Origin of the sequence: Desertibaculum subflavum (assembly GCA_003576705.1) — a bacterium.
Classification (GTDB): Bacteria; Pseudomonadota; Alphaproteobacteria; order Ferrovibrionales; family Ferrovibrionaceae; genus Desertibaculum; species Desertibaculum subflavum.
On sequence record QOZS01000016.1, the window covers coordinates 24,655 to 49,052 of the forward strand.

Annotated in this window: 21 protein-coding genes; 11 read left to right on the forward strand and 10 right to left on the reverse strand. The window is 68.9% G+C overall.

Features of this window, described 5'->3' with window-relative positions; genetic code table 11:
• Positions 1-72: 72 nt before the first annotated feature.
• Positions 73-768 (reverse strand): TVP38/TMEM64 family protein, encoded by a 696-nt coding sequence (locus DT074_RS10450; RefSeq protein ID WP_119419791.1) that lies wholly within the window; start codon positions 766-768, stop codon positions 73-75.
• Between the two features lies 1 nt (position 769).
• Positions 770-2,185 (reverse strand): dihydrolipoyl dehydrogenase family protein, encoded by a 1,416-nt coding sequence (locus DT074_RS10455; protein WP_119419792.1) that lies wholly within the window; start codon positions 2,183-2,185, stop codon positions 770-772.
• 96 nt (positions 2,186-2,281) lie between these two features.
• On the opposite strand from DT074_RS10455, the gene DT074_RS10460 reads away from it, so the two are divergent.
• Positions 2,282-3,106 (forward strand): putative hydro-lyase, encoded by an 825-nt coding sequence (locus DT074_RS10460; protein ID WP_119419866.1) that lies wholly within the window; start codon positions 2,282-2,284, stop codon positions 3,104-3,106.
• Here the strand turns inward: DT074_RS10460 and DT074_RS10465 are convergent, their stop codons facing one another.
• The 6 genes from DT074_RS10465 to DT074_RS10495 form a co-directional block, all read right to left on the reverse strand.
• Positions 3,107-4,390, reverse strand: coding sequence for a TRAP transporter large permease (locus DT074_RS10465; RefSeq protein WP_119419793.1), 1,284 nt, complete (start codon positions 4,388-4,390; stop codon positions 3,107-3,109). It lies immediately after the preceding gene.
• A 2-nt stretch (positions 4,391-4,392) separates the two neighbouring features.
• Positions 4,393-5,067 (reverse strand): TRAP transporter small permease, encoded by a 675-nt coding sequence (locus tag DT074_RS10470; protein ID WP_162914798.1) that lies wholly within the window; start codon positions 5,065-5,067, stop codon positions 4,393-4,395.
• Between the two features lie 119 nt (positions 5,068-5,186).
• Positions 5,187-6,233: a TRAP transporter substrate-binding protein gene (locus tag DT074_RS10475; RefSeq protein ID WP_368744591.1), complete on the reverse strand. Its 1,047-nt coding sequence runs from the start codon at positions 6,231-6,233 to the stop codon at positions 5,187-5,189.
• 70 nt (positions 6,234-6,303) lie between these two features.
• Positions 6,304-7,722, reverse strand: a complete 1,419-nt coding sequence (locus DT074_RS10480; RefSeq protein WP_119419795.1) for a vWA domain-containing protein — start codon at positions 7,720-7,722, stop codon at positions 6,304-6,306.
• A 72-nt stretch (positions 7,723-7,794) separates the two neighbouring features.
• Positions 7,795-8,751: an AAA family ATPase gene (locus DT074_RS10490; protein ID WP_119419796.1), complete on the reverse strand. Its 957-nt coding sequence runs from the start codon at positions 8,749-8,751 to the stop codon at positions 7,795-7,797.
• Positions 8,748-9,884, reverse strand: coding sequence for an acyl-CoA dehydrogenase family protein (locus DT074_RS10495; protein WP_162914799.1), 1,137 nt, complete (start codon positions 9,882-9,884; stop codon positions 8,748-8,750). Before DT074_RS10495 ends, DT074_RS10490 begins: the two co-directional genes overlap by 4 nt.
• 22 nt (positions 9,885-9,906) lie before the next feature.
• Between DT074_RS10495 and DT074_RS10500 the strand changes: the two genes are divergently transcribed.
• The 8 genes from DT074_RS10500 (at position 9,907) to DT074_RS10535 (ending at position 20,277) form a co-directional block, all read left to right on the forward strand.
• A complete protein-coding gene (locus tag DT074_RS10500; RefSeq protein ID WP_119419798.1) occupies positions 9,907-11,391 on the forward strand; it encodes a 6-hydroxynicotinate reductase in 1,485 nt (494 codons plus the stop codon).
• 35 nt (positions 11,392-11,426) lie between these two features.
• Positions 11,427-12,344 carry a UPF0280 family protein gene (locus DT074_RS10505; RefSeq protein ID WP_368744592.1) on the forward strand — a complete coding sequence of 306 codons (918 nt, stop codon included), beginning with the start codon at positions 11,427-11,429 and terminating at the stop codon, positions 12,342-12,344.
• 46 nt (positions 12,345-12,390) lie between these two features.
• On the forward strand, positions 12,391-13,581 hold the full coding sequence (locus DT074_RS10510) for an ABC transporter substrate-binding protein (protein WP_119419800.1): 1,191 nt from the start codon (positions 12,391-12,393) through the stop codon (positions 13,579-13,581).
• A gap of 150 nt (positions 13,582-13,731) precedes the next feature.
• Positions 13,732-15,612, forward strand: coding sequence for an ABC transporter permease (locus tag DT074_RS10515; protein ID WP_119419801.1), 1,881 nt, complete (start codon positions 13,732-13,734; stop codon positions 15,610-15,612).
• Positions 15,609-16,367 carry an ABC transporter ATP-binding protein gene (locus DT074_RS10520; protein ID WP_119419802.1) on the forward strand — a complete coding sequence of 253 codons (759 nt, stop codon included), beginning with the start codon at positions 15,609-15,611 and terminating at the stop codon, positions 16,365-16,367. The genes DT074_RS10515 and DT074_RS10520 overlap by 4 nt, the downstream gene beginning before the upstream one ends.
• Positions 16,360-17,073 carry an ABC transporter ATP-binding protein gene (locus tag DT074_RS10525; protein WP_162914801.1) on the forward strand — a complete coding sequence of 238 codons (714 nt, stop codon included), beginning with the start codon at positions 16,360-16,362 and terminating at the stop codon, positions 17,071-17,073. Before DT074_RS10520 ends, DT074_RS10525 begins: the two co-directional genes overlap by 8 nt.
• 14 nt (positions 17,074-17,087) lie before the next feature.
• Positions 17,088-18,254 (forward strand): iron-containing alcohol dehydrogenase, encoded by a 1,167-nt coding sequence (locus DT074_RS10530; protein WP_119419804.1) that lies wholly within the window; start codon positions 17,088-17,090, stop codon positions 18,252-18,254.
• Positions 18,255-18,258: 4 nt separating this feature from the next.
• Positions 18,259-20,277, forward strand: a complete 2,019-nt coding sequence (locus DT074_RS10535) for a hydantoinase/oxoprolinase family protein (RefSeq protein WP_119419805.1) — start codon at positions 18,259-18,261, stop codon at positions 20,275-20,277.
• Here the strand turns inward: DT074_RS10535 and DT074_RS10540 are convergent.
• Positions 20,267-20,974 carry a pyrimidine 5'-nucleotidase gene (locus tag DT074_RS10540; protein ID WP_119419806.1) on the reverse strand — a complete coding sequence of 236 codons (708 nt, stop codon included), beginning with the start codon at positions 20,972-20,974 and terminating at the stop codon, positions 20,267-20,269. The two genes, DT074_RS10535 and DT074_RS10540, sit on opposite strands and share 11 nt — an antisense overlap.
• A gap of 94 nt (positions 20,975-21,068) precedes the next feature.
• On the opposite strand from DT074_RS10540, the gene DT074_RS10545 reads away from it, so the two are divergent.
• Both DT074_RS10545 and DT074_RS10550 read left to right on the forward strand, forming a co-directional pair.
• A complete protein-coding gene (locus DT074_RS10545) occupies positions 21,069-22,271 on the forward strand; it encodes a diguanylate cyclase (RefSeq protein WP_119419807.1) in 1,203 nt (400 codons plus the stop codon).
• The gene (locus DT074_RS10550) at positions 22,271-23,479 is read left to right on the forward strand and encodes a DUF2336 domain-containing protein (protein WP_119419808.1); all 1,209 of its coding nucleotides are present in this window, start codon (positions 22,271-22,273) and stop codon (positions 23,477-23,479) included. Before DT074_RS10545 ends, DT074_RS10550 begins: the two co-directional genes overlap by 1 nt.
• Here the strand turns inward: DT074_RS10550 and argB are convergent.
• Complete coding sequence (argB, locus tag DT074_RS10555; protein WP_119419809.1) at positions 23,466-24,389, reverse strand: acetylglutamate kinase; 924 nt, start codon at positions 24,387-24,389, stop codon at positions 23,466-23,468. The genes DT074_RS10550 and argB overlap by 14 nt on opposite strands.
• Positions 24,390-24,398: the final 9 nt, after the last annotated feature.

The following is a 24,398-nucleotide window of genomic DNA, read 5'->3' on the forward strand; positions in this document are numbered from 1 at the left end:
CATTTCCTCCTGGGATGAACGGATTCTCGAAATTGCTTACTCCGGGGCCATACCCGCCGCAAGGGCGGGGCCTCAATCGCGGCGGAAGCGCTTCAGCACGACCGGGAGCAAGGACAACGCGGCGAGCGCCGACAGCGCCAGAATGACCTCCGGCGTCAGCACGCTGCCGGCATCGAGCTCGCCGCCGGCATCCAGGATCGAGCCGAGCCCGGCGCCGACCGAGGCATAGACGAAGCAGGCCGGAATGATGCCGATGAAGGTCGCCGCGAAGAACGTTCCGGCCCGCACGTCGAGGAAGGCCGGCGCGATATTGACGGCGAAGAAGGGAAACACCGGCGCCAGCCGCAGCACCAGCAGATAGCTGAACGCATTGCGGTTGAACCCGGCCTGCAGCTTGCCGAGCCAGCGCCCGGCATAGGCGCGCAGCAGATCGGCAAAGGCATAGCGCACGGCGAGGAAGATGATGGTGGCGCCGAGCGTGCCCGCGATCACCACCACCGCGCCCCCAAGCAGCGTGCCGAACAGGAAGCCCGCCACGACGGTCAGCAGGAAGGCGCCAGGGATCGACAGCGCGACCCAGCCGGCATAGACGCCGAGGAAGGCCAGCGGTGCCGCCAGCGGGCGCGCGGCGACGAAGGCGAGCAGCGCCTCGCGGTGCTCGCGCAGCGCATCCAGGCGGGCATAGCGCGGCAGGTCGAAGACGATTGCCAGAACCAGCGCCACGACCAGCATGCCGAGCGGCAGGAAGTGCTTCACATATCGGCGCATCTCAGCCGAGCTTGCTCAGAAGGCGGACCAGCCATTTGACCCGCGGGCCGAACAGCGCGGGCGCGTAGAACTGGCCGGCGGCCCGCTTGGAGATCTCGCTCAGGGTCGGATAGGGCACGATGGCCGAGGCGAGCGCCTTCAACTTCAGGCCCTGGTCGATGGCGATCGCCCAGGGCAGCAGCAGCTCGCCGGCATGCGCGCCGACGATGCCGACGCCCAGAACGCGGCCGCGGCTGCTGGCGACCAGCTTGATACCGCCCTCCGTCGCGCGTTCTGCCCGGGCGCGGTCGTTGCCGGTGAACGGCTCCCACACGACCCGCACGCTGTCGCCGTGGTGCTTGCGCGCCTCCGCCTCGGTCAGGCCGATCTGGGCCAGCTCCGGATCGGTATAGGTGACCCAGGGCACCGAGCTCTGGTTCACCTTGGCGGGCAGCCGGAACAGCGCGTTCTGGATCACCACGCTCGCATGATGTCCCGCCATATGGGTGAAAGCCGGCCCGCCGGCGGCATCACCTATGGCGAAGATGCGTCGATTGGACGTGCGCAGCCGCCGGTCGACCGTGATCCCCTTCGGCGTGTGCTCGACGCCCGCGGCATCGAGTCCCAAACCGTCGAATTGGGGTCTGCGCCCAGCGGCGACGAGAAGGTGAGAGCCCTCGATCCGCCTCTCGCCGACTACGGCGACGACGCCATCCGGTCCGCGCTCGACGCGGCTGACGTTGGCGCCTTCGAGGATATCGACGCCTTCCTCCGCCAGCCGCTGGCGCACGACCTTGACCAGGTCGGGATCGTCCTTCGGCAGGATGCGCGCCGCTTCCAGCACGGTGACTCTGGCGCCCAGGCGGCGATGCGCCTGCGCGATCTCGAGCCCGATCGGCCCGCCACCGATCACGATCAGATGCGCCGGCGTGACGTCGAGATCGAACACCGTCTCGTTGGTCAGATGGGGCGCTTCCGCCAGACCCGGGATCGGCGGCACTGCCGGTACCGATCCGGTGGCGACGACGAAGCGTCGTGCCTTGATGATGCGGTCGCCGGCGACCAAGGTATCCGCCGCCGCGAAGCGTGCGGCAGCCAGGATCACAGTGCAGCCCAGGCCTTCGAAGCGCTCCGGCGAATCATGCGGTCGGATCGCCTCGATCACGCCGCGGATATGGTCGCGCACGCCCGCGGCGTCGACGCGCGGTTCGGCGGCGGCGATGCCAAAGCGCCGGGCGCCGCGCATGCCGGCCACGGCGTGGGCGGCGGCGATCAGCGATTTCGACGGCACGCAGCCGAAATTCAAGCAGTCGCCGCCCATCAGGTGGCGCTCGATCAGCACCACGGAGGCGCCCATCTGCACGGCGCCGGCGGCGACCGACAGGCCGCCCGACCCGGCACCGATCACGCAAAGATCGGGCGTCAAGACATCGCTCATCACCGCACCATAGCGGGCTTCCGCGCCCGTGCGCGAACACGGCTTCGCGCGTTTCCGCGGGGACTGGTATTCTGCACCCGGCGGATGGAGGCGGTCATGTCGGCAGTGCCGAAAGTCTCGGGTGCAACGGTAACGGGTGGTCCGGAGGCGGCGGCCCTGGCGGCCCGCGCGGCAATCCGCAGCGGCCGGCATGCCGGCCCCACGGCGGGCCTGGCGCCGGGCATGGTGCAGGGCAACCTCGCCATCCTGCCGAAGGCCGTGGCCCACGACTTCCTGCGCTTTTGCGACCTGAACCCCAAGCCGTGCCCGGTGATCGGCATGTCGCAACCGGGCGATCCCATGCTGCCGATGCTGGGCGGCGATATCGACATCCGCACCGACGTGCCGCGCTACCGCGTCTGGCGCGACGGCCAGCTGGCGGAGGAGCCGACCGACATCCGTGCCCTCTGGCGCGACGACCTGGTCGCCTTCGTGCTCGGCTGCTCGTTCTCCTTCGAGGAGGCGCTGGTGGCGGACGGGCTCCGCATCCGCCATATCGAGCGCAATCAGAACGTCGCCATGTACCGCACCAATGTGGCGACCGCGCCGGCCGGGCCGTTCCATGGGCCGCTGGTCGTCTCCATGCGGCCCTTCGTGCCGGCGGATGCGATCCGCGCCATCCAGATCACCACGCGCTTCCCCCGCGTGCACGGCGCGCCGGTGCATTTCGGCGACCCGGCGGCGATCGGCATCCAGGACATCGACAAGCCCGATTACGGCGACCGGGTCGAGATCCTGGCCGGCGAGGTGCCGGTCTTCTGGGCCTGCGGGGTTACGCCCCAGGCGGTGGTGGCGGCGGCCAGGCTGCCCTTCTGCATCACCCACGCGCCGGGTGCGATGCTGATCACCGATGTTCGGAACAGCACGCTGGCGGTGATGTAGCTACTTGAACTGGGCCGGCAGCCAGAGCGCGATATCGGGGAATATCATCAGCAGCACGATCAATCCGCCCATCGCCAGCACGAAAGGCGTGGCGCCGCGGATCACCTCGTTCATCGAGCCGCGGCCGCGCAGGCCGTGCACGACGTATAGGTTGACGCCGACCGGCGGGGTGATCAGCGCCATCTCCATCAGCACCGTCATCAGGATGCCGTACCAGACCGGGTCGTAGCCGAGATGGAACACGATCGGCGCGATCAGCGGCGTCGTGGTGATCATCATGGAGAGTGTCTCCATGAAGCAGCCGAGGATCATGTAGAACACGATCACGGCCATCATCATGCCGAGCGGGCCGAGGCCGAGGCCCTTCAGGAAATCGGCGAGCTGGGTGGTCAGGCCGATGCCGGCCAACACGAAGTTCAGGAAGCCGGCCGCCAGGATGATCAGCATGATCATCGCCGTGGTCCGCATGGTGCCTTCCAGCGCGAGCTTCAGCATGGCGAGGGAGAGCCGGCCGCGCGCGGCGGCGAGGATCAGCGCGGCGACCACGCCGAGCGAAGCCGCCTCGGTCGGCGTCGCGATGCCGGCATAGATGGAACCGACGACGATCAGGAAAATGCCGAACGGCGGCAGCAGGTTCGGCAGCGTCGCGATGCGCCGCTGCCAGCTGGTCTGCACCTTGATCCCGCCTTTCTTTGGGTCGAACAGGCAGAACAGGATCACGGTCAGCGAGAACAGCGCCGCCAGCAGAAAGCCCGGGATGAAACCGGCGAGATAGAGCTGCGGCACCGAAGTGTCGGTCAGAATGCCGTAGATGATGATGTTGATCGAAGGCGGCACCAGGATGCCGAGGGTGCCGCCGGCGGCGATGGTGCCGAGGAACAGCGCCTCGTCATAGCGCCGCTTCTCGATCTCGGGGATCGCCACGGTGCCGATCGTCGCCGCCGTCGCCACGCTGGAGCCGGATGTCGCCGCGAACATCGTGCAGGTGCCGATATTGGCGTGCATCAGCCCGCCGGGCAGCCAGGACACCCATTCGGCGATCGCGGCATAGACGCCGGCGGCAATGCCGGAGCGCAGCAGGATCTCGCCCAGCAGCACGAAGAGCGGGATGGCGATCAGGATGTATTCGACCGAGGTCTGCCATGCCGTGTCGCCGAGCGCGAGATGCAGCGGCATGAACGAGAAGAAGTTCGACAGCACGAGGCCGAGCACGCCGAGCGCCGCCGCGACCGGCACGCTGATCGCGAGCAGCAGGAGAAGAACGCCGAGGGTCGCGCCGAGCATCGTCAGGGCCGGCCGCTCGCCGGCGGCCCGCCGGCGAGGCTTCTGATCTCGCCCTCGATCTCGTCCTGCACGCCGGCCGCGCCGGCGGTCCGCTGCACCGCGAGAAAGTCGCGTTGTGCCAGCGCCACGACCGCGCGCGCCAGGGTCAACAGGATAACGATCAGAAACACGACCAGGCCGAACAGCCACAGGCCCTGGGGCACGATCAGCGGCGTCCGCATCGGCGTCACCGAGCGCGCGCCGAGCTCGATCGTGGTCTGCACCAGGACGCCGGCGCGCCAGACCAGGAAGCCGACGAAGGTCGCGAGCGAGGCGAGGCTCACGACATCGAGCGCGCTGCGCAGCCAGAGCGGCAGAAGCTGGTACACCGCATCGATGCGGACATTGCCGCGTTGCAGCAGCACGAAGGAAAAAGCCCAGGCCGTGCCGACGGCAAAGGCATAGGAGGCAAGCTCGTCGGAGCCGCCCATGTTGAGCAGGCCGGTCTTGCGGCCGAGCACGTCGATGGTGACCAGGATCGCGGCGGCGAGCAGCATGGCACCGCCGATCCAGACGGTGACGCGGGCCATCCGCTCGGCGATGCGGTCGAGATGATCGAGCATCAGCAGCGACTGAGAACTCGAAAGATCTCGCCGCGTGCCGAGTTCGTCATGCCCGGGCTTGACCCGGGCATCCACGGCTTTCCTTCGCGTTGCCCACCGGCGTGGATGGCCGGGTCAAGCCCGGCCATGACGGCTTTCGACCGCTGCTGCATGCCGCCCCGCTCTCAATTCGACGCTGGCGAGAAGGCGGCGCCTCAGCTCCCGCTCGCCGTGAGGCCGACCACCTTGCCGACGGTGTCGTTCCACTGCTTGGCGCAGGCCTCGCCGCAACGCTTGGCCCAGCGCTTCAGCACCACCTCGGTCAGGATCTTCTCGCGCGCCTTGAAGTCGGCTTCGGAGGGCTTCACCAGCGTGATGTTGCCGTTCGGGCCTTGGCTGCACTTGCCGTTGGTGGAACAGGCAAGGCCTTCGTCGTTCTCCGCTTCGATGGTCTTCCAGGCGAGATCCTCCCAGGCGGTCATCTCCTTGGTGATCAGGTCCTGGGTTTCCTTGTTCAGGCCGGCCCAGGTGCGCTGGTTCACCGCGGTGAAGGCGACGGTGTAGCCGACCGGCAGGTAGAAGGCGTGCTTCGCCACTTCGTACCACTTGGCCTTGTAGGCCGGCATGGTGCCGGTGATGCCGCAATCGACCACGCCCTTCTCCAGCGCCGGTACCACCTCGGCGAAGGCAATGGTGACCGAGGTGCCGCCGAGGCCCTCGACGAAATCGCCTTGGCTCGCGCCCTGCACGCGGATCTTCCTGCCTTTCAGGTCGGCGACGCTCTTCACCTCATTGCGGCAGTAGAACGCCTGGGTGGGGTAGGGGTACATGTTGAGCAGTCGTGCGCCGTACTGCTTGCCGATCGCTTCCTGCAGGATGTTGCGATAGACCTCGGTGATCTTGCGCGCGGTCGCGAAATCGCGGGCGACGCCGGAAAGGTCGACGCCTTCCAGCACAGCGTCTTCCGCCACATAGATCGGCAGCGCATGGGCGAAGTCGAAGATGCCCTGCTTGAGCAAGCGCATGATCTCGAAGCCCTTGAGGCCGAGTTCGGTCGAGGGCTGCGCCTGGGCGGTGAGCTTGCCGCCGGAGGCCTTGGGCAGCGTCTCCTCCCAGAGCGGCTTTTCCAGCTTCTGCCAGTTGGTCAGGTTGCCGAAGGTGCCGACCACCTTGAACTGCTTGGTCTGGACATCCGCAGCGGCGGTTCCGGCGATCATGACCAGGCCGGCCGCAATGGCGATATAGCGCAGGTATCCCTGCATGGCGCTTGCCTCCCCTTGATTCTTGCGCGGGGCGCACTCTAACCGCGAAGGCGCGGGCGAGGGAAGGGGTTCAGCCGCTGCGCTCGGCCTCCAGCAGGTCGGAGACGACCTCCTCCAGGTGCTGCAGGCTGTTGCAGACCATGGCGAGGTGGCAATAGGGCTTGTAGCGCAGCATGTCGCTGTCGCCGCTGCCCCAGACCGGCCGCCCCTCCGGGTTCAGCCAGATCAGCCGCTTCGAGCGCTCCGACAGCTCGCGCACGATGTCGGCGCGCGGCTCCGTCCGGTTGCCGCGGGCATCCCCCAGGATGATCACCGTGGTCTTGCGGTCGAGGATGCCGAGCCAGTTCTTGCGGAAGGTGGCGAGCGAGTTGCCGTAATTGGTGGAGCCGAAGCCGATGGTGCGCAGGATGTGCTTGGTCGCTTCCTCCGGCTCCTGCTTGTCCAAGGTCTCGGTCACTTCCATCAGGTCGCTGGAGAAGGCGAAGGCGCGCACGCCCGACAGCACTTCGCGCAGGCTCCACAGGAACAGCAGCAGGAACTCGGCCGAGGCGGCGACCGAGCCGGACACGTCGCAGATCGCCACGATCTTTGGCCGGTCGATCTTCTTGAAACGGAAGAAGGTGCGGAACAGCACGCCGTCGTTCGGCATGTTCTTGCGGATGGTGCGCCGCGTGTCGAGCTGGCCCTTGCGCTTCTTGCGCATCACCCGGGCGTGCCGGGTCGCCAGCCGCCGTGCGATCTGGCGCACCAGGATGCGCATGCGCGCCTTGTCGCGCGGGCCCATGGTGCCAAGGCGCATCTGGCGCAGGAACTCGTCGCGCAGCCGGCTGGTCTCGCCGCGGGCATAGACTTCGAGCTGGCGTTGCACGAAATCGCGCACCTGCTCGCGCAAGCCCTCGCGCGCGGCGTCCAGCTGGTCGGCCTGCTGGCTCGCCTGCGGCGTTCCCATGCGGCGCATGCCGCCGATCTCCGCCTCCAGCTCGTCCAGGCCCATCTGCTCCATGATGCGCCGCGCGTAGAGGTTCACCTGGGTGAAGATGCGGATCTGGCTGATGCCGACGTCGTTGGCGGCGCGCTCCATCGCCTGGGCCAGCGCGGCACCGTCGCCGCCGAGCAGCATCTGGCCGAGCGCGGTGCCGCTCTCGCCGGCCTCGCTCGGGCCGTCGCTCTCCTCGCCTTCGCCCTCCTCGCTGTTGCCCAGGGCCTGGCCCTTGAACTCGTCGCGGCGGAAGAAGTCGTCGAAGCAGACGTCGTAGAGCGCCTTCTCCTCCGCCGACTTGGCGACGGTCAGCCCCAGCGCATCCTTGAGCAGCTGGCGGTCCTCATAGCCCACCATCTCCGCCGCCAGCATGGCGTCCAGCCCCTCGGCGACCGAAATGCGCACGCCCGCCGTGCGCAAGGTGCCGAGGAAACGGACCATGGGCTCGTGCGCGGTCATGGCGTGGAGCCAACCGAAACCGTCATGGCCGGGCTTGACCCGGCCATCCACGCCTTGGCCTCAGAGCGCCGGAGAGCCGTGGATGCCCGGGTCAAGCCCGGGCATGACGCTCCGGGGCAGTTGTTAGATCCCGGCTTCCGCATCGCGCAGCGCCTGGTGCACGAAGGCCGGGACCTGGATGCCGGCGGCTTCCACGTCCTCCTCGAACTTCAGCAGCACGTTGAGCGTGTCTCGCACCATGTCGGGCTCCAGCGATTCCGCGTGCAGCAGCACCAGCACCCGCGCCCAGTCGATCGTCTCGCTGACCGAGGGCAGCTTCTTCAGGTCCATGCCGCGCAGCTGCTGCACGTAGCTGACCAGCTGGCGGCGCAGCCGCTCGCCGACACCGGGCACCCGCACCTCGATGATGCGGCGCTCCAGCTTCGGGTCGGGGAAGCCGATATGCAGGTGCAGGCAGCGGCGCTTCAGCGCATCGCCCATGTCGCGGGTCGAGTTCGAGGTGAGGAAGACCAGCGGCGGCACCACGGCGGAGACGGTGCCGAGCTCCGGAATGGTCACCTGGAAATCCGACAGGATCTCGAGCAGGAAGGCCTCGAATTCCTGGTCGGCCTTGTCGACCTCGTCGATCAGCAGCACGGCGCCGCCGGGATGGCGCAGCGCCTTGAGCAGCGGGCGTTCGTCGAGGAAGCGCTCGGAGAAGAAGATGTCGTCGACGGCGTCGAGCTTGACCAACGCGTCCTTCAGGCTGGCGGTGCCGCGCATCTCCTCGCCGAGCTTGTCCTTGAGGATCTGCGTGTACAGCAGCTGCTTGCCGTATTTCCACTCGTAGAGGGCCTTGCTCTCGTCCAGGCCCTCGTAGCACTGCATGCGTATCAGCGGCAGCGACAGGTGGCTGGCGACGGCTTTGGCGAGCTCGGTCTTGCCGACGCCGGCCGGGCCTTCCACCAGGATCGGCTTCGAGAGCCGCTCGGCCAGGAACACGGCGGTGGAAATCTGCCGGTTCGGGATGTAGCCGACCGAGACCAGGCCCTCGGCCACGGCGTCCACCGAGGCCAGCTTGCGATCGAAAGGAGCGTTCATTCTGCGGACTTTCCGGAAGGACTCTGGCCAGGGGTGAAATGGGACCGACCCAGCCGCGCCTTCCTTATCTGCCGGGCGACACGGGCGATATCCAGGGATTTTTCGACGTCGCGCAGGATGCGGTTAATGTGCTCGTCGCCGTGCGGGCCGAGCTCGCGCAAGGCCGCCGCCTGACGCCGGGCCAGGTCGCGGATCGCGACCAGCCGGATACCCGCTTCATCCGTCTCGGTATTCCAGGCTTCCAGCATGCCGATCAGCCGGTCGTCCAGCGCCTGCATGGCGGTTTCCAGGCCGGCGATCTCGCCCAGGACGAGTGCGATCTCATCCGTGATAGGTGCGGGGAGCCGGGCGACCAGCCGGCGGGATGCGTGCTTCAGCACCGCGATCAGGCCACCGATCCCGGCGGCATCCTCCAGGTTGCGGAACGGCAGCGCGATCTCGGCGAAGCCTTTGCCGGGGGTGCCGATCAGCGCGCTCTCCGGCACCACGCAGCCTTCCAGCCGGAAGCCGCAATGCTGCGCCGGGCGCAGGAAGTCGAATTGCGGATGGTCGACGCGGTTCAGGCCCGGCGTGCCGGTCGGCACCAGGAAGAAGGAGAACTGCTTGCGCCAGCCGCCCGCCTCGGTGATGGCGAGGACGGCGAGGTGGCTGGCAATCGGGCCGTTGGTGACATAGGCCTTCTCGCCGTCCAGCCGCCAGCCGCCGGAAACCCTGGTTGCCGTAGCGGCAAGGTGCTTCGGATGGGCGCCCGCCTTGGGCTCGGAGATGGCGAGCGAGATGATCGTCTCGCCGGTTGCGACGCCGGCCTTCACCGCGGCGGGCAGCCCGGCCCGCTTGTCGAGCACCAGCGGCACCATCGACTGGCCGGCCCAGGCAGAGGCGAAGCCGAGAGAGCCGGTCGCTTCGGCAATGATCGCGTCGCCGCGGGCAATGGTGCCGAGATCGGTCGCGCCGAGCAGGCGCGCCTCGCCCATCGCCCGGAACAAGTCGGACGGGAAGTCCTGGGGATGAAACAATCCCGGATGGCCCGCCGCGCGGTCGCGGGCGAACTGCCTGAGCTTTTCGAGCAATGAGCGCTCCTCCGGCACGCATCCTGCAACATCGCGGAGCGGCCGGCCATGCCGTAAGATCATGGCCGCATTCCGCGAGGGGCCGATGGGTGCTACCGGGGCCGAAGAAGCGGCCGGCGACGACACGATCCGCTGCGATGCCTGCCCGGTGCTGTGCCGCATCCGGCCGGGCAGGACCGGCGCCTGTGATCGCTACGCCAATATCGACGGCATCCTGACCCGCTGCGATCCGCTGGTGATCGCCCATCGCGCCGCGGAGAGCGGCCAGCCGATGGTGCCCTTTGCCGGCGGCACCGATTGGGACGGCAGCCTGCTGCGCCCCCAAGCGACCTTCGTCACCGGCATCGGCTCCGGCACCACCTATCCCGATTACAAGCCGGCGCCGTTCATCGTTTCCAGCAAGCACGACGGCATCGACATGGTGACCGTCGTGTCGGAGGGCATCTTCAGCTATTGCGGCCTCAAGCTGAAGATCGACACCGACCGCTATCTCGGCCCCGAGACGGCGGCTGTCAGAGCCAAGGGCGAGCAGGTCGGCCATGTCACCACCGCCGAATACGGCTCGCAGATGCTCTCGCTCGGCGGCGTGCGCCACCTGACCGGCGGCTCCAAGAAGGAAGGCACGGTCACCTGCGACACGTTGCTGGCGCTCTGCAACAAGGAAGCGGTGGAGCTTGCGATCGATGGCGGCGCCCGCGTCGTGGTGCAGGCGGGCCAGCCGCCGGTGGTCGACGACAAGCTGGAGGAGCGCATGCGGGTCGGCTGCGGCTCCGCCACCATCGGCATCTTCGCACCGCAATGGCTGGGCCATGCCGACGAGGTGATCGTGGTCGACGACCACATCACCGGCGTGCTGACCGAGCACCAGGCCGGCCGCTTCCTCGACATGCGGCCCGGCGGCATCCGGGTGCGCGGGCGCAAGTCGACGCCGGGGCGCTATTTCCAGGTGGCGGAGCCGGGTCTCGGCTGGGGCGGCACCGACATCACCGACCCGCTGGAGATCATCGCCAGGATCGATCCGAAGACGGCCTGGCCCGGCATGCGGCTCCTCATGGTCTCGACCACCGGCGAGCATGCCGCCTGGTTCGTGCTCGACGACAAGCTCAAGCCGCAGCCGGCCGAGATGCCGGCGCCGATCCGCAATGTGGTCGAGCGCATCGCCGAGAATTGCGAGCCGGCGCTCTGCACCGTGCTGTTCATGGCCGGCGCCGGCGGCTCGCTCCGCGCCGGGGTGACCGAGAACCCGGTGCGCCTGACCCGCTCGGTGAAGCAGAGCCTGACCCGCGTCACCTCCGGCGGCGCGCCGGTCTATATCTGGCCGGGCGGCGGCATCACCTACATGGTCGATGTGATGCGCATGCCGGACAAGTCGTTTGGCTATGTGCCGACACCGGCGCTGGTGGCGCCGATCGAGTTCACGCTACCTCTGGCCGACTATGCCGCGCTCGGCGGCTATGCCGACCGCGCCGTGCCGCTGGAGGAAGTACTGCGCGGCCGCAACCTTGCCCGCGAGGCCTGGCGCCCCGACAACCCCTGGCCGATCGAGCCGAAATCGAGGCAGAGCGGATGACTCCCTCCCTCGGCGAAAGCCGGGAGAAGGTCGGGGTGGGGGCGGTTCCGCGAGGCGCGGCGCCCACCGGCAACCGCCCCCATCCAAACCTTCCCCCACCTGGCGGCGGGGGAAGGCTTTCTGTCCTGCTCCCCGATGGCCGGCTGCACCTGCAGCACGGCCCGATCGACATCATCGCCGAGGCATTTGGTGCGCCGCGCGAAGTCATTTCTGCCTACCAGCAAGCCGGCGAGCGCTTCCAAACCGTGCTGCAGGGCCTGGTGGACGAGCTCGCGATCCTGCGTATGCCGGTCGGCCGCACCGTGCGAAAGGTCGAGGGCCCGATCGCGCGGCGCATGGTCAAGGCCGTGTGGCCCTATCGCCGCGTCTACATCACGCCGATGGCGGCGGTGGCCGGAGCCGTGGCGGACGAGGTGCTGGCCGCCATGCTGGCCGGCCGCCAGCTCGCCCGCGCCTATGTCAACAATGGCGGCGACATCGCGCTGCACCTGGCGCCGGGCGAGAGCCTGAGCCTCGGCGTGGTGGCGAACCAGGACCGGCCGATGATCGACGCGCGGGCCGAGATCCGGGCCGAGGACCCTGTCCGCGGTATCGCCACCTCGGGCTGGCGCGGCCGCTCGCAGTCGCTCGGCATTGCCGACGCGGTGACCATCCTGGCCACCACCGCGGCAACCGCCGATGCCGCCGCCACCATGGTGGCCAACGCCGTCAACGTCGATCATCCGGCGATCATCCGCCGCCCGGCGCGAAGCTTGCGCGACGACAGCGATCTCGGCGATCTGCCGGTCACCGTCGATGTCGGCCATTTGCCCAAGGCGGCGATCCGCGCCGCGCTCGACCGTGGCGCGGCGCGGGCGCGCGGGCTGATCCGGCGCGGGCTGATCCATGGCGCATGGCTTGCATTGCAGGGCGAGAAATGCGCTGTGTTGACCCCGGCTTTGCGGCAGCGATAGCGTGGCGTCTGGCGTGCGTTTCGGGCATCTCTGGGGAGACGGCAATATGCGGAAGCTCATACTCGGCCTCGCGCTCGGCGCGATGGCGGCGACCGGTGCGGCGGCGCAGGAGCCGATCAAGATCGGCGAACTCAACTCCTACAAGAACTTCCCGGCCTTCCTGGAGCCCTACAAGAAGGGCTGGCAGCTGGCGGTGGAGGAGGCCAATGCCGCCGGCGGCGTGCTGGGCCGCAAGCTCGAGGTGATCAGCCGCGACGACAACGGCACGCCGGGCGATGCCGTGCGCGTCGCCGAGGAGCTGCTGACGCGCGAGAACGTCTCGCTGCTGATGGGCACCTTCGCCAGCCATATCGGCCTCGCGGTCTCGAACCTGGCGGCGCAGCGCAAGGTGCTGTTCGTCGCCGCCGAGCCGCTGACCGACAAGATCGTCTGGGACAACGGCAACAAGTACACCTTCCGTCTGCGGCCCTCGACCTACATGCAGACGGCGATGCTGGTGCCGGAAGCGGCGAAGTCCGGCAAGAAGAAGTGGGCCATCGTCTATCCGAACTACGAGTACGGCCAGTCGGCCACGGCGGCGTTCAAGAAGCTCTTGGCCGAGAAGCTGCCCGGCGTCGAGTTCGTGGTCGAGCAGGCGCCGCCGCTCGGCAAGATCGAGGCCGGCGCCGTGGTCGACGCCATCGCCCAGGCCAAGCCCGACGCGATCTTCTCCTCGCTGTTCGGGCCCGACCTCGCCAAGTTCGTGCGCGAAGGCAACACCCGCGGCCTGTTCAAGGACAAGGTGGTGCTGAACCTGCTCGCCGGCGAGCCGGAATATCTCGATCCGCTGAAGGACGAGACGCCGCCCGGCTGGATCGTCACCGGCTATCCCTGGGAGCAGATCGCGACGCCGGAGCACAAGGCCTTCGTCGCCGCCTATCAGAAGAAGTGGAGCGACTATCCCAGGCTCGGCTCGGTGGTCGGCTATGCGACCGTGCAGAGCGTGGTGGCGGCGCTGAAGAAGGCGGGCGCGGTCGATACCGAAAAGATGGTCGCGGCGATGAAGGGCCTCCAGCTCGGCACGCCGATCGGCCAGATCACCTACCGCGCGCTCGACCATCAATCGACCATGGGCGCCTATGTCGGCAAGCTCGCGCTGAAGGACGGCAAGGGCGTGATGGTCGACTGGAAGTTCGCCGACGGCAAGGACTACCTGCCGCCGGACGCCGAGGTGAAGAAGCTCCGCCCGGCGGAGTGAGATCGACTCCCTCCCTCGTGGCGCGAAGCGGCGCGGGGGAGGGCCGGAGTGGGGGTGGTGGCCGCAATTGATGCCATGCGCCTTTCCCCCACCGCCCCCACCCAACCCTCCCCCGTGCTGCGCACGAGGGAGGGCTATCAAGCCTGACCCGTGACCCTCGCCACCTTCGTCATCCAGCTGCTCAACGGCCTTGCCGGCGCATCGTCGCTGTTTCTGGTGGCAGCGGGGCTGTCGCTGATCTTCGGCGTGACGCGGATCGTCAATTTCGCGCACGGCTCGTTCTTCATGGTCGGCATCTACATCGCCTATACGCTGACCGAAAGCTTCGGCCGCGGCTCGGCGCTCGGCTTCTGGGCCTCGGTGCTGGCCGCGGCCGTGGCGGTCGGCGCGCTCGGCTTCGTGGTCGAGATCCTGTTGCTGCGGCGGATCTACAAGGCGCCGGAGCTGTTCCAGCTGCTGGCCACCTTCGGCTTGGTGCTGGTGATCAAGGACGCGACGCTGGCCATCTGGGGCCCGGAGGATCTGCTCGGCCCCCGCGCGCCGGGCCTGCGCGGCGCGGTGTCCATCCTCGGCCGGCCGTTTCCGGAATATGACCTGGTGCTGATCGCCATCGGCCCGCTCGTCCTCGGCCTGCTCTGGCTGGTGCTCAACCGGACGCGGTTCGGCGTGCTGGTGCGCGCGGCGACGCAGGACCGCGACATGGTGGCGGCGCTCGGCGTCAACCAGGCCTGGCTGTTCACCGGCGTGTTCGCCCTCGGCGCGGCGCTCGCCGGCCTCGGCGGCGCGCTGCAGGTGCCGCGCGAGCCGGCCCAGCTCTTCCTCGACATCACGGTGATCTCCGACGCTTTCGTCGTGGTGGTGGTTGGCGGCCTCGGCTCCATTCCAGGCGCCTTCCTCGCGGCGCTGCTGATTGGCGAGATCAAGGCCCTCTGCATCGGGCTCGGCGATGTCTCCTTCGGCGGCTTCGAGATCTCGTTCTCCAAACTGACCTTAGTGGTCGAGTTCATCGTCATGGCCATCGTGCTGGTGGTCCGGCCCTGGGGCCTGCTCGGCCGGCCGGGCGGCGAGCCGCGCCATGCCGCCGCGACGGAGCCGCCGCTCCGGCCGCTGCACGGCTATCTGAAGCTTGCCGCGGCCGGCCTCGGCGCGGCGTTGCTGGTGCTGCCGGTCGCGACCGACGGCTATGTCCTGGTGCTGCTGATCGACATCTTCGTCTTCGCGCTGTTCGCCGTCAGCCTGCATTTCCTGATGGGGCCGGGCGGCATGGTGTCGTTCGGCCATGCCGCCTATTTCGGGCTCGGCGCCTATGGGGCGGCGCTGCTGGTGCTGCGTGCCGGCCTGCCGATGGAGACGACGATCGTGCTGGGGCCGCTGGTTGCGCTTGCCGGCGGTCTGCTGTTCGGCTGGTTCGTGGTCCGCCTGTCCGGCGTCTATCTCGCCATGCTGACGCTCGCCTTCGCGCAAATCGTCTGGTCGGTCGCCTTCCAGTGGGACAGCTTCACCGGCGGCTCCAACGGCCTGATCGGGCTCTGGCCGCCTGCCTGGCTCGCCTCGAAATCGGCCTTCTATCACGTGACGCTGATCCTCTGCGTCGTGGCGATCGTCGCGCTTCGCCATCTCGTTTTCGCGCCGTTCGGCGCGGTGTTGCGCGCGGGCCGCGATTCGCCGCTGCGCGCTGACGCCATCGGCATCGACGTGCGCCGGCATCAGTGGTTCGCCTTTGCCCTGATCGGCGGCTTCGCCGGCCTGGCCGGCGTGCTGCACGCCTTCTCCAAGGGCTCGATCTCGCCGGAAACGCTCGCCATCGCCCGCTCGGTCGACGGCCTGGTCATGGTGCTGCTCGGCGGCGTGCAGACTCTTACGGGCCCGGTGGTCGGCGCCGCCGTTCTCACCTGGCTGCAGGACGAGATCGCCCGCCGGGTCGAGTTCTGGCGCGCCATCCTCGGCGGCGTGATCATTCTGCTGGTGATTGCCTTCCCGCAGGGCATCGTCGGCTTCATCCGCGGCCGCTTCATGCGCGAAGTCACATGACGGTGCTGCAGGTCGAGGGTCTCGCCAAGTCGTTCGGCGGCGTCGCCGCGGTGCAGGGCGTCTCCTTCGCCGTCGAGGCCGGCCACCTGCTCGCCCTGATCGGCCCCAACGGCGCCGGCAAGACCACCTGCTTCAACATGCTGAACGGCCAGTTGGCGCCCGACCGCGGCAGCGTGCGCCTCGACGGGCGCGAGATCGTGGGCCTCAAGCCGCGGCAGATCTGGCGCCTCGGCGTCGGTCGCACCTTCCAGATCACCGCCACCTTCGGCTCGATGACGGTGCGTGAGAACGTGCAGGTGGCGCTGATCTCGCATCACCGCCGCACGCTCGGCCTGTGGCCGCGCGCCCGCGATCTCTACCGCGCGGAGGCGGAGGCACTGCTCGCCCGGGTCGGTATGGCCGACCAGGCGGAGCGTGCCGCCGCGGTGCTCGCCTATGGCGACCTCAAGCGGCTGGAGCTCGCCGTCGCGCTTGCCAACACGCCACGCCTCCTGCTGATGGACGAGCCGACCGCCGGCATGGCGCCGCGGGAGCGGGTCGAGCTGATGGCGCTGGTCGCCGGCATCGTCCGCGTCGAGGGCATCGCGGTGCTGTTCACCGAACACGACATGGATGTCGTCTTCGCCCATGCCGACCGTATCATCGTGCTGAACCGGGGCGAGCTGATCGCCGACGGCGTGCCCGCCCAGGTGCGCGCCGACCCGCGCGTGCAGCAGGTCTATCTCGGCGGCGGGACGACGTTCGGACATGGCTGAGGCTATGCTCATCGCGCGCGGCCTGCACGCCTATTACGGGCGCGCGCATATCCTGGCCGATGTGGCGCTGGAGGTGGGCGCGGGCGAAGTCGTGGTGCTGATCGGCCGCAACGGGGCCGGCAAGTCGACCACGATGAAATGCCTGATCGGGTTGGTGCGGCCTGCCGCCGGCGAGATCGAGTTCGCCGGGTACAGGACCGAGAGGCTCGCGCCGCATGCCATCGCGCGTCTCGGCCTCGGCTACGTGCCGGAGGAGCGGCGCATCTTCACCGACCTGACCGTCGCGGAGAACCTGGAGGTCGGCCGCCGGCCGCCGCGCCAGGGTCTTGAGCCCTGGACACCGGAGCGGCTGTTCCGCCTGTTCCCCAATCTCGGCGAGATGCGCGGCCGGCCCGGCGGGCGCATGTCGGGCGGCGAGCAGCAGATGCTGACCATCGCCCGCACCCTGATGGGCAACCCCGCCTGCATCCTGCTCGACGAGCCGTCCGAGGGCCTGGCCCCGGTGATCATCGAACAGATGGCGGCGACCATCCGCGACCTCAAGGCACATGGCGTCGCCGTGCTGCTGGCCGAGCAGAACCTGCATTTCGCCGGCCTGGTCGCCGACCGCGCCTATGTGATCGAGAAGGGCGGTATCCGATATTCGGGTAGCATGGCCGAGCTCGCCGCCGACGAGGCGGTTAGGGCCGCCTATCTCAGCGTGTGAGCAGGGAGGCACGCATGCGCAGCGGAACCTACGATTTCCTCGCGCAGGAACGGATCATCTGGGGCAAGCCGGCGGCGGAGGCCGCCGTGGCGGAGGCCGATCGCCTGGGCGCGCAACGCGTTTTCCTGGTGGCGAGCCGCAGCCTCAACCGGAAGACGCCGGTGGTCGCCGCCGTGCGCGATGCGCTCGGGCCGCGCTGCGCCGGCACGTTCGACGAATGCCAGGAGCATACGCCGCGCGCCACGGTCATCGCCGCGGCCGAGGCGGCGCGGGCTGCCAGGCCTGACCTGATCGTCAGCCTCGGCGGCGGCACGGTGATCGACACCGTGAAAGTGATGCTGGTCTGCCTCGCCCAGGATGTGCGCGATGTCGACGCGATGGGCGAGTGGCATCCAAGGCTCAATCCCGATGGCAGTCGCTTCGTGCCCGCGATCAAGCCGCCGCCCTATCGCCAGATCGCCGTGCCCACCACGCTCTCGGCGGCGGAGTTCAGCAATATCGGCGGCTGCACCGATCCCAAGCGCAAGGTGAAGGACGCCTTCACCGCGCGCGAGATCGGGCCGCTCGCGGTGATCATGGACCCGGCGGCGACGCTCTACACGCCGGGCGATCTCTGGTTCTCCACCGGCATCCGCGGCGTCGACCATGCGGTGGAAGGCATCTGCTCGATCACGCCCTCGGCCATCGTCGACGGCACGTCGCTGCATGCGCTGCGCCTGTTCAAGGAAGCCCTGCCGCGCACGAAATCCGGGCCGAATGACCTCGAAGCGCGGCTGGCCTGCCAGGAAGCGGCCTGGCTGTCCGGCCTCGGCATCGGCCGCGCGCAATATGGCGCCAGCCACGGCATCGGGCATTCGCTCGGCGCGGTCACCGGCATCGGCCACGGGCACACTTCCTGCATCATGCTGCCGGCGGTGCTGGCCTGGAATCGCGACCACACCACCGAGCGGCAGCGCTGGATCGCCGAGGCCTTCGGCCGCAAGGACGGCGACGCGGCGGCGGCCGTAGCGGGACTGGTCGAGGCGCTGGGCCAGCCGCGCCGCCTGCGCGATTGCGGGGTGACACGCGACCAGTTCCCCGACATCGCCAAGGGCGCGCTCGGCAATATGTGGGTGCGCACCAACCCGCGCCCGATCAAGAGCGAGGACGACGTGCTGCAGATTCTCGACATGGCGTGGTGAGCTGATGGCGCTGGTGGTCGGTATCGATGTGGGTGGCACCTTCACCGACCTGATCGCGGTCGGCGGCGGCGAGACTCGCATCGCCAAGGTGCCGACCACGGTGGAGAACCAGGCCTTCGGCGTACTCCACGCCATCGAGGCCGCCGGTCTCGCGCTCGCCGATGTCGCGGCGATCGTGCACGGGACCACGGCGACGACCAACGCGCTGCTGGAGCGCAAGATCGCGCGCGTCGGCCTGATCACCACCAAGGGCTTCCGCGACGTGCTGGAGCTGGGCCGCCGCACCCGGCCCAAGCCCTATGGCATGACCGGGCATTTCGAGCCGCTGGTGCCGCGCGAGCTGCGCCTCGAAGTGGCTGAGCGCATGGATGCGGATGGGGAAGTGGTGCGCCCCCTGGATGAGGCCGGCGTTGCGACGGCGGCGAAAGCGCTGATCGCGGCGGGCTGCGAGGCCATCGTCATCCATTTCCTGCACGCCTATCGCAATCCCGCGCACGAGAAACGTGCGGTCGAGATCGTCGAAAGCCTGTGGCCGGACGGGCATGTCACGGCGGGCCACGCCGTCCTGTCCGAGTACCGCGAATACGAACGCGGCGTGACCGCGATGGTGAATGCCGCCATCCAGCCGGTGCTGCATCGCTACATCGCGCGGCTGCGGGGCGAGCTTGCCGCCCGCGGCTTCGCACGCGACCTGCTGGTGATGCAGGGCAATGGCGGCACCGTCGCCGCCGGACTGGTCGCGGAATCGGCGGTCAACACGGTGATGTCCGGGCCGGCCAGCGGCGTCATGGCGGCGGCGCGGGTCGCCACCGCCGCCGGCTTCCCCAATGTCATCACCTACGACATGGGCGGCACGTCCTCCGATGTCGGGCTGATCATGGGCGGCTTGCCCTCGCTCTCGGCCGAGCTCGAGCTCGAATATGCGATGCCGATTCACGTGCCGATGGTCGACGTGCACACAATCGGCGCCGGCGGCGGCTCCATCGCTCATCTGAACGAGGCGGGGCTGCTGCAGGTCGGCCCGGAAAGCGCCGGCGCCGTGCCCGGCCCGATCGCCTATGGCCGCGGCGGCACGCGTCCCACCATCACCGACGCCAATCTGGTGCTCGGCCGCCTCAATCCGGACGGCCTGCTGGCGGTCGGCCGGAAGGTGACGGTGGCGCATGTGCGCGATCGGCTGGCGGCCGAGCCGGGCGCAACGCTCGGCCTCGACGCGGAGGCGACGGCGGCCGCGATCCTGCGCATCGCCAACGACCGGATGGCCGGCGCGATCCGCATGGTGTCGCTCGCCCGCGGCCACGACCCGCGCGACTTCGCGCTGTTCGCGTTCGGCGGCGCCGGGCCCTTGCACGCGGTGGCGCTGGCGCGCGAACTCGGCATTCCGCACGTCCTGATTCCGGCGCGGCCCGGCATCACCAATGCGCTCGGCTGCGTGGTCGCCGATCTGCGCCACGATTTCGTGCGCACAGTGAACCAGCCTCTGCCGGAACTCGACGAAAGCCTCGCGCGCGGCATCCTCGCCGAGCAGGTGGCGGAAGGCCGCGCGCTGCTGCAGCGCGAGGCGGTGCCGATCGAGGGCGTTCGCGTGGTGCACCGTGCCGACATGCAGTTCCAGGGCCAGAGTCACATTCTGTCGGTCGACCTCGCCGATGCGACGGTCACGCGGGCCGGCCTCGCCGAGGCCTTCGCGAGCGCCTATTGGCGCCGCTTCGAGGTGGAGCTGGCGGAGCTTCGCCCGGTCCTGGTCAACCTGCACACGGCGGTGATCGGGCTGCGTCCGGCGGTCGATCTCGAGCGGCTGATCGAGGCGGGCGCGAGCCTGGAAGCGGCCCAGACCGGCCTGCGCGAGGTCTGGTTCGAAGGTGGATTCGTGACGACGCCGATCTACCGCCGCGAGAGGATGCCGCGCGCCGCCCGCTTCGACGGCCCGGCCATCGTCGAGCAGCTCGATGCGACCACCGTGGTCGAGCCGGGTTGCCGGGTCGAAATCGACAGGCTTGGCAACCTGCTGATCACGGTGTGACGGCAGCGCCCTCCGCCAGCGCGATCAGCCAGGCTTCCAGATCCTCGGCGATGTGGTGCACGTGGTCGAGATCGGCGCCGTCGCGGCTCCACTCGGCCGCGGTCGGCACCCACACCGTGCGCATGCCCATGGCATGCGCCGGCAGCAGGTTGCGCACCATGTCCTCCACCATCACCGCACGGGCCGGCGTCACGCCGTAGTGGGCGCACAGCACGCGATAGGGCTCCGGATCCGGCTTCGGCCGGAACTCGGATGCGACGATGTCGAACACCCCGCCGAAGGCCTCGGCGATGCCGCGCCGGGCCAGCACACGCTCGGCATGGGCGACCGAGCCGTTGGTAAACACAATCTTGCGGCCCGGCAGGCGGACCAAAGCCGCGGCCAGCGCGGGCGAGGGCGGCACCGGCTCCAGGTCGATCGCGTGCACATGTTCCATGAACGCATGCGGGTCGACACCGTGCTCGTTCATCAGGCCGCGCATGGTGGTGCCGTGTTGGCGGAAATACTGCTTCTGCAAGGCCTTGGCGGCGACCGCGTCGAGCCCGAGCAGGGCCTGGATGAACTCGCCCATGCGCTGGTCGATCTGCGCGAACAGGTTGCAGCGCGCCGGATAGAGCGTGTTGTCCAGATCGAAGATCCAGGTATCGATCGCCGCGGGATCGATCCTGTCATTTCCGTCGGGCGGTCTTGGCGGCATTTGCTACAACAAATGTTAACTCGGCTGCGTGATCGTCCACCAAGGCCCGCTTGATGTCCAGGCGGGCAGGGCCGCCATTGATCGTACGCCAGCCGTGAGCGCCGTCATCATCCCCCGAACCGTTGCCCATCGCGAGCTGCCGGCCGACGATGTGGCCGTCGGCTTGAACGATCTGCCGCTGCCGGCGCTGCGCGTGCAGGGAACGGCGGTCATGGCCGTCAACCGGCTGGCCGAAGGGCTGCTCGATGCGCTGCTGGCAACCGCCGGCCTGCCGTCGCTGCTCGGCGATGCCGCCGGGCCGTCCTCGGTGCGGCTACGGTCCGGCGGCGTCGAGCGCGTGGTCCAGGTGTTTCGCAATGTCGACGATGGCGGCGCGCTGGTGCTTCTGCACGACGTCACGGCGGAACGCAGCCTAATCAACGCGCTCGCGGAATCGCGCAGCCGGCTCAACGATTTCGTGCGCTGCTCGGTCGATTTCGCCTGGGAGACCGACGCCAGCGGTCGGTTCGCCTATGTCTCGCCCAAGGGCGCGCTCGGCCGTCCGGCGCGCGAAGTGGCCGGTCGGCCCGTGCTCGACTTCCTGCGCCACTGGCGCGGCGGCGAGGCCTCGCCGTTCGAGAGCCGCTCTCCCTGCGAGGCGGTCGAGGTCAGGCTTGCCCTGGCCGCCGACGAGATCGGCATCTTCGAGGTGTCCGCCGTGCCCTGCTACGACGAAGCCGGGCTCTGGCAAGGCGCGCGTGGGGTCTGCCGCGACGTCACCGAGGCGCGCCGTCAGGCGGAGGCGCTGCGCCGGGCGACCGATCGGCTGCAGGAGATGGCGCGCATCGATCCGCTGACCGGTGCGTTGAACCGTCGCGCCTTCTTCGAGGATCTTTCCGTCCGCCTGGCCCAGGCGCGTCGGCACGGCGACCGCGGCCTTCTGCTCTACCTCGACCTCGACAGCTTCAAGGCGGTCAACGACGGCTATGGCCATGCCGCCGGCGATGCCGTGCTGCGCCAGGTTGCCGAGGTCCTGCGCGAGAACGTGCGCGAGACGGACCTGGTCGGCCGCATCGGCGGCGACGAGTTCGTCGTCTGGCTCGACCGTGTCGGCACGGTCGACCAGGGCGAGCGGATCGCGGCGCTGAAGACGGCGATCGCCGGAGCCGGATGCGACTATCCGGCGGCCGGAGGCTTCGGAGCCTCGATCGGCGTGGTCGGGACCGATGGCGAGGTCGATCCGGAGGAGCTGATCGTGGCGGCGGATGCCGCGATGTACGCGGCGAAGCGTGCCAGGAAGGAGCAGGGAGGGGGCTGATGCTGGGCAGGGTGATCAGGGGCATGTTCGGCAGCGCGCCGACGCCCGATTACGAGAAGCAGAAGCAGGCGGCGGAAGTCGGCGGCGCGAAGGCGAAGCGCGACCTCGCACGACGCGAGGATACCAAGCCGGAGATCCTCTACTACCTCGCCGAGGACGCCGATCCGGCGGTCCGCCGCGCGGTGGCCGGCAACGCGGCGGCGCCGCGGCAGGCCGACCTGCTGCTGACCGCCGACGGCGATGACGATGTCAGGATCGAGCTCGCCGGCAAGATCCAGAAGCTGCTGCCCGACCTGGCGCCGTCCCAGACCGAGCGCCTGCGCGACCTGACGGTTAGGACGATCGACACCCTGGCGCGCGACCAGCTGCCCCGCGTGCGCGCCATCCTGGCCGAGGCGATCAAGGAAAGTCCGTACATCCCCAAATCGATCGCGCTGAAGCTGGCGCGCGACATCGAGGCCGAGGTCGCGGCCCCGATCCTGGAATTCTCGCCGCTGCTCGGCGATGCCGACCTGCGGGAGATCATCGCGAGCGGCATCGCCAGCGCCGCACTCTCGGCCATCGCGCGTCGGCGCGAGCTCTCGGCCGATCTTTCCGACGCCATCGTCGCCACCATCGACGTGCCGGCGATCGCCACGCTGCTCGCCAACCGCTCGGCCCAGGTGCGGGAGGAGACCCTCGACCGCATCATCGAGACGGCCAAGGGCGTGGATGCGCTGCACCGGCCGCTGGTATTCCGCCCCGAGCTTTCCATACGGGCGATCCGCCGCATCGCCGAGTTCGTCTCGGCGGCGCTGCTCGAGCGCCTGAGCGAGCGGCACGGCCTCGACGAGACGGTACAGGGCGAGCTGCGCGCGCAGACCAAGCGCAAGCTCGCCGAGGAGGAGCCGGACCTGCCGGTGGGCGGCGACGGCGACGAGGTCGCGGCGGCGCTCGATCGCGGCGACCGTTCCTTCGTCATGAACTATCTCTCGCAGAAATCCGGCCTGCCGGTGCCGGGCGTGGAGCGCGTCTTCGCGCTGCGCAGCCCGCGCGGCATCGTGGCGCTGGCCTGGTCGGCGAAGCTGTCGATGCGGCTGGCGCTGCGCCTGCAGTCGGAGATCGCCGGCATCGGCCCGCGCGAGATGGTCTATGCCCGGAACGGCACGGATTATCCCTTCGCACCGGAGGAGCTGACCCAGCAGCTCGACTTCTTCAGGGCTGCTTAGAGCGGCTGATCATCGTGCCGATGCCGTGCTCGGTGAAGATCTCGAGCAGCAGCACGTGCGGCAGCCGGCCATCCAGGATATGGGCCGCGCCGACCCCGTCGCGCACCGCATTGAGGCAGCATTCGACCTTCGGAATCATGCCGCCCGAAATGGTGCCGTCGCCGAGCAGGATATAGGCGTCCTTGGGCGAGAGACTGGCGATCAGCCGCTTCTCCTTGTCCAGCACGCCGGCGACGTCGGTCATCATGATCATCTTCGAGGCGCCGAGCGCCGCGGCGATGGCGCCGGCCACGGTGTCGGCATTGATGTTGTAGCTCTCGCCGTGATCGCCGACCCCGATCGGCGCAATCACCGGGATGACGTTGGAATTCTGGAACGGCTTCAGGATGTCGGTATTGATCTTCGACGGCTCGCCGACATAGCCGAGGTCGAGGATCTTCTCGACATTGGAATTCTCGTCCCTCTTGGCGCGGCGCAGCTTGCGCGCCTCGATCAGCTTGCCGTCCTTGCCGGAGAGGCCGATCGCCATGCCGCCCTGCTGGTTGATGGCGGAGACGATCTGCTTGTTGATCGACCCGGCCAGCACCATCTCGACCACGTCCATCGTGTCGCGGTCGGTGACGCGCAATCCGTCGATGAAGGCGGTCTTGATCTTGAGACGATCGAGCATGGCGCCGATCTGCGGGCCGCCGCCGTGCACCACGACAGGATTGATGCCGACCTGCTTCAGCAGCACCACGTCGCGGGCGAAGAGCTCGGCCGCCGCATCCTCGCCCATGGCATGGCCGCCGTACTTGACCACGAAGGTCTGCCCGGCGAAGCGGCGCATATAGGGCAGCGCCTCCGACAGGGTCTTGGCGGTGTCCAGGATCTTCTGGCTCGGCAGGCTCGGATGCTGAGGCTCGGTCATGGCGGCGGG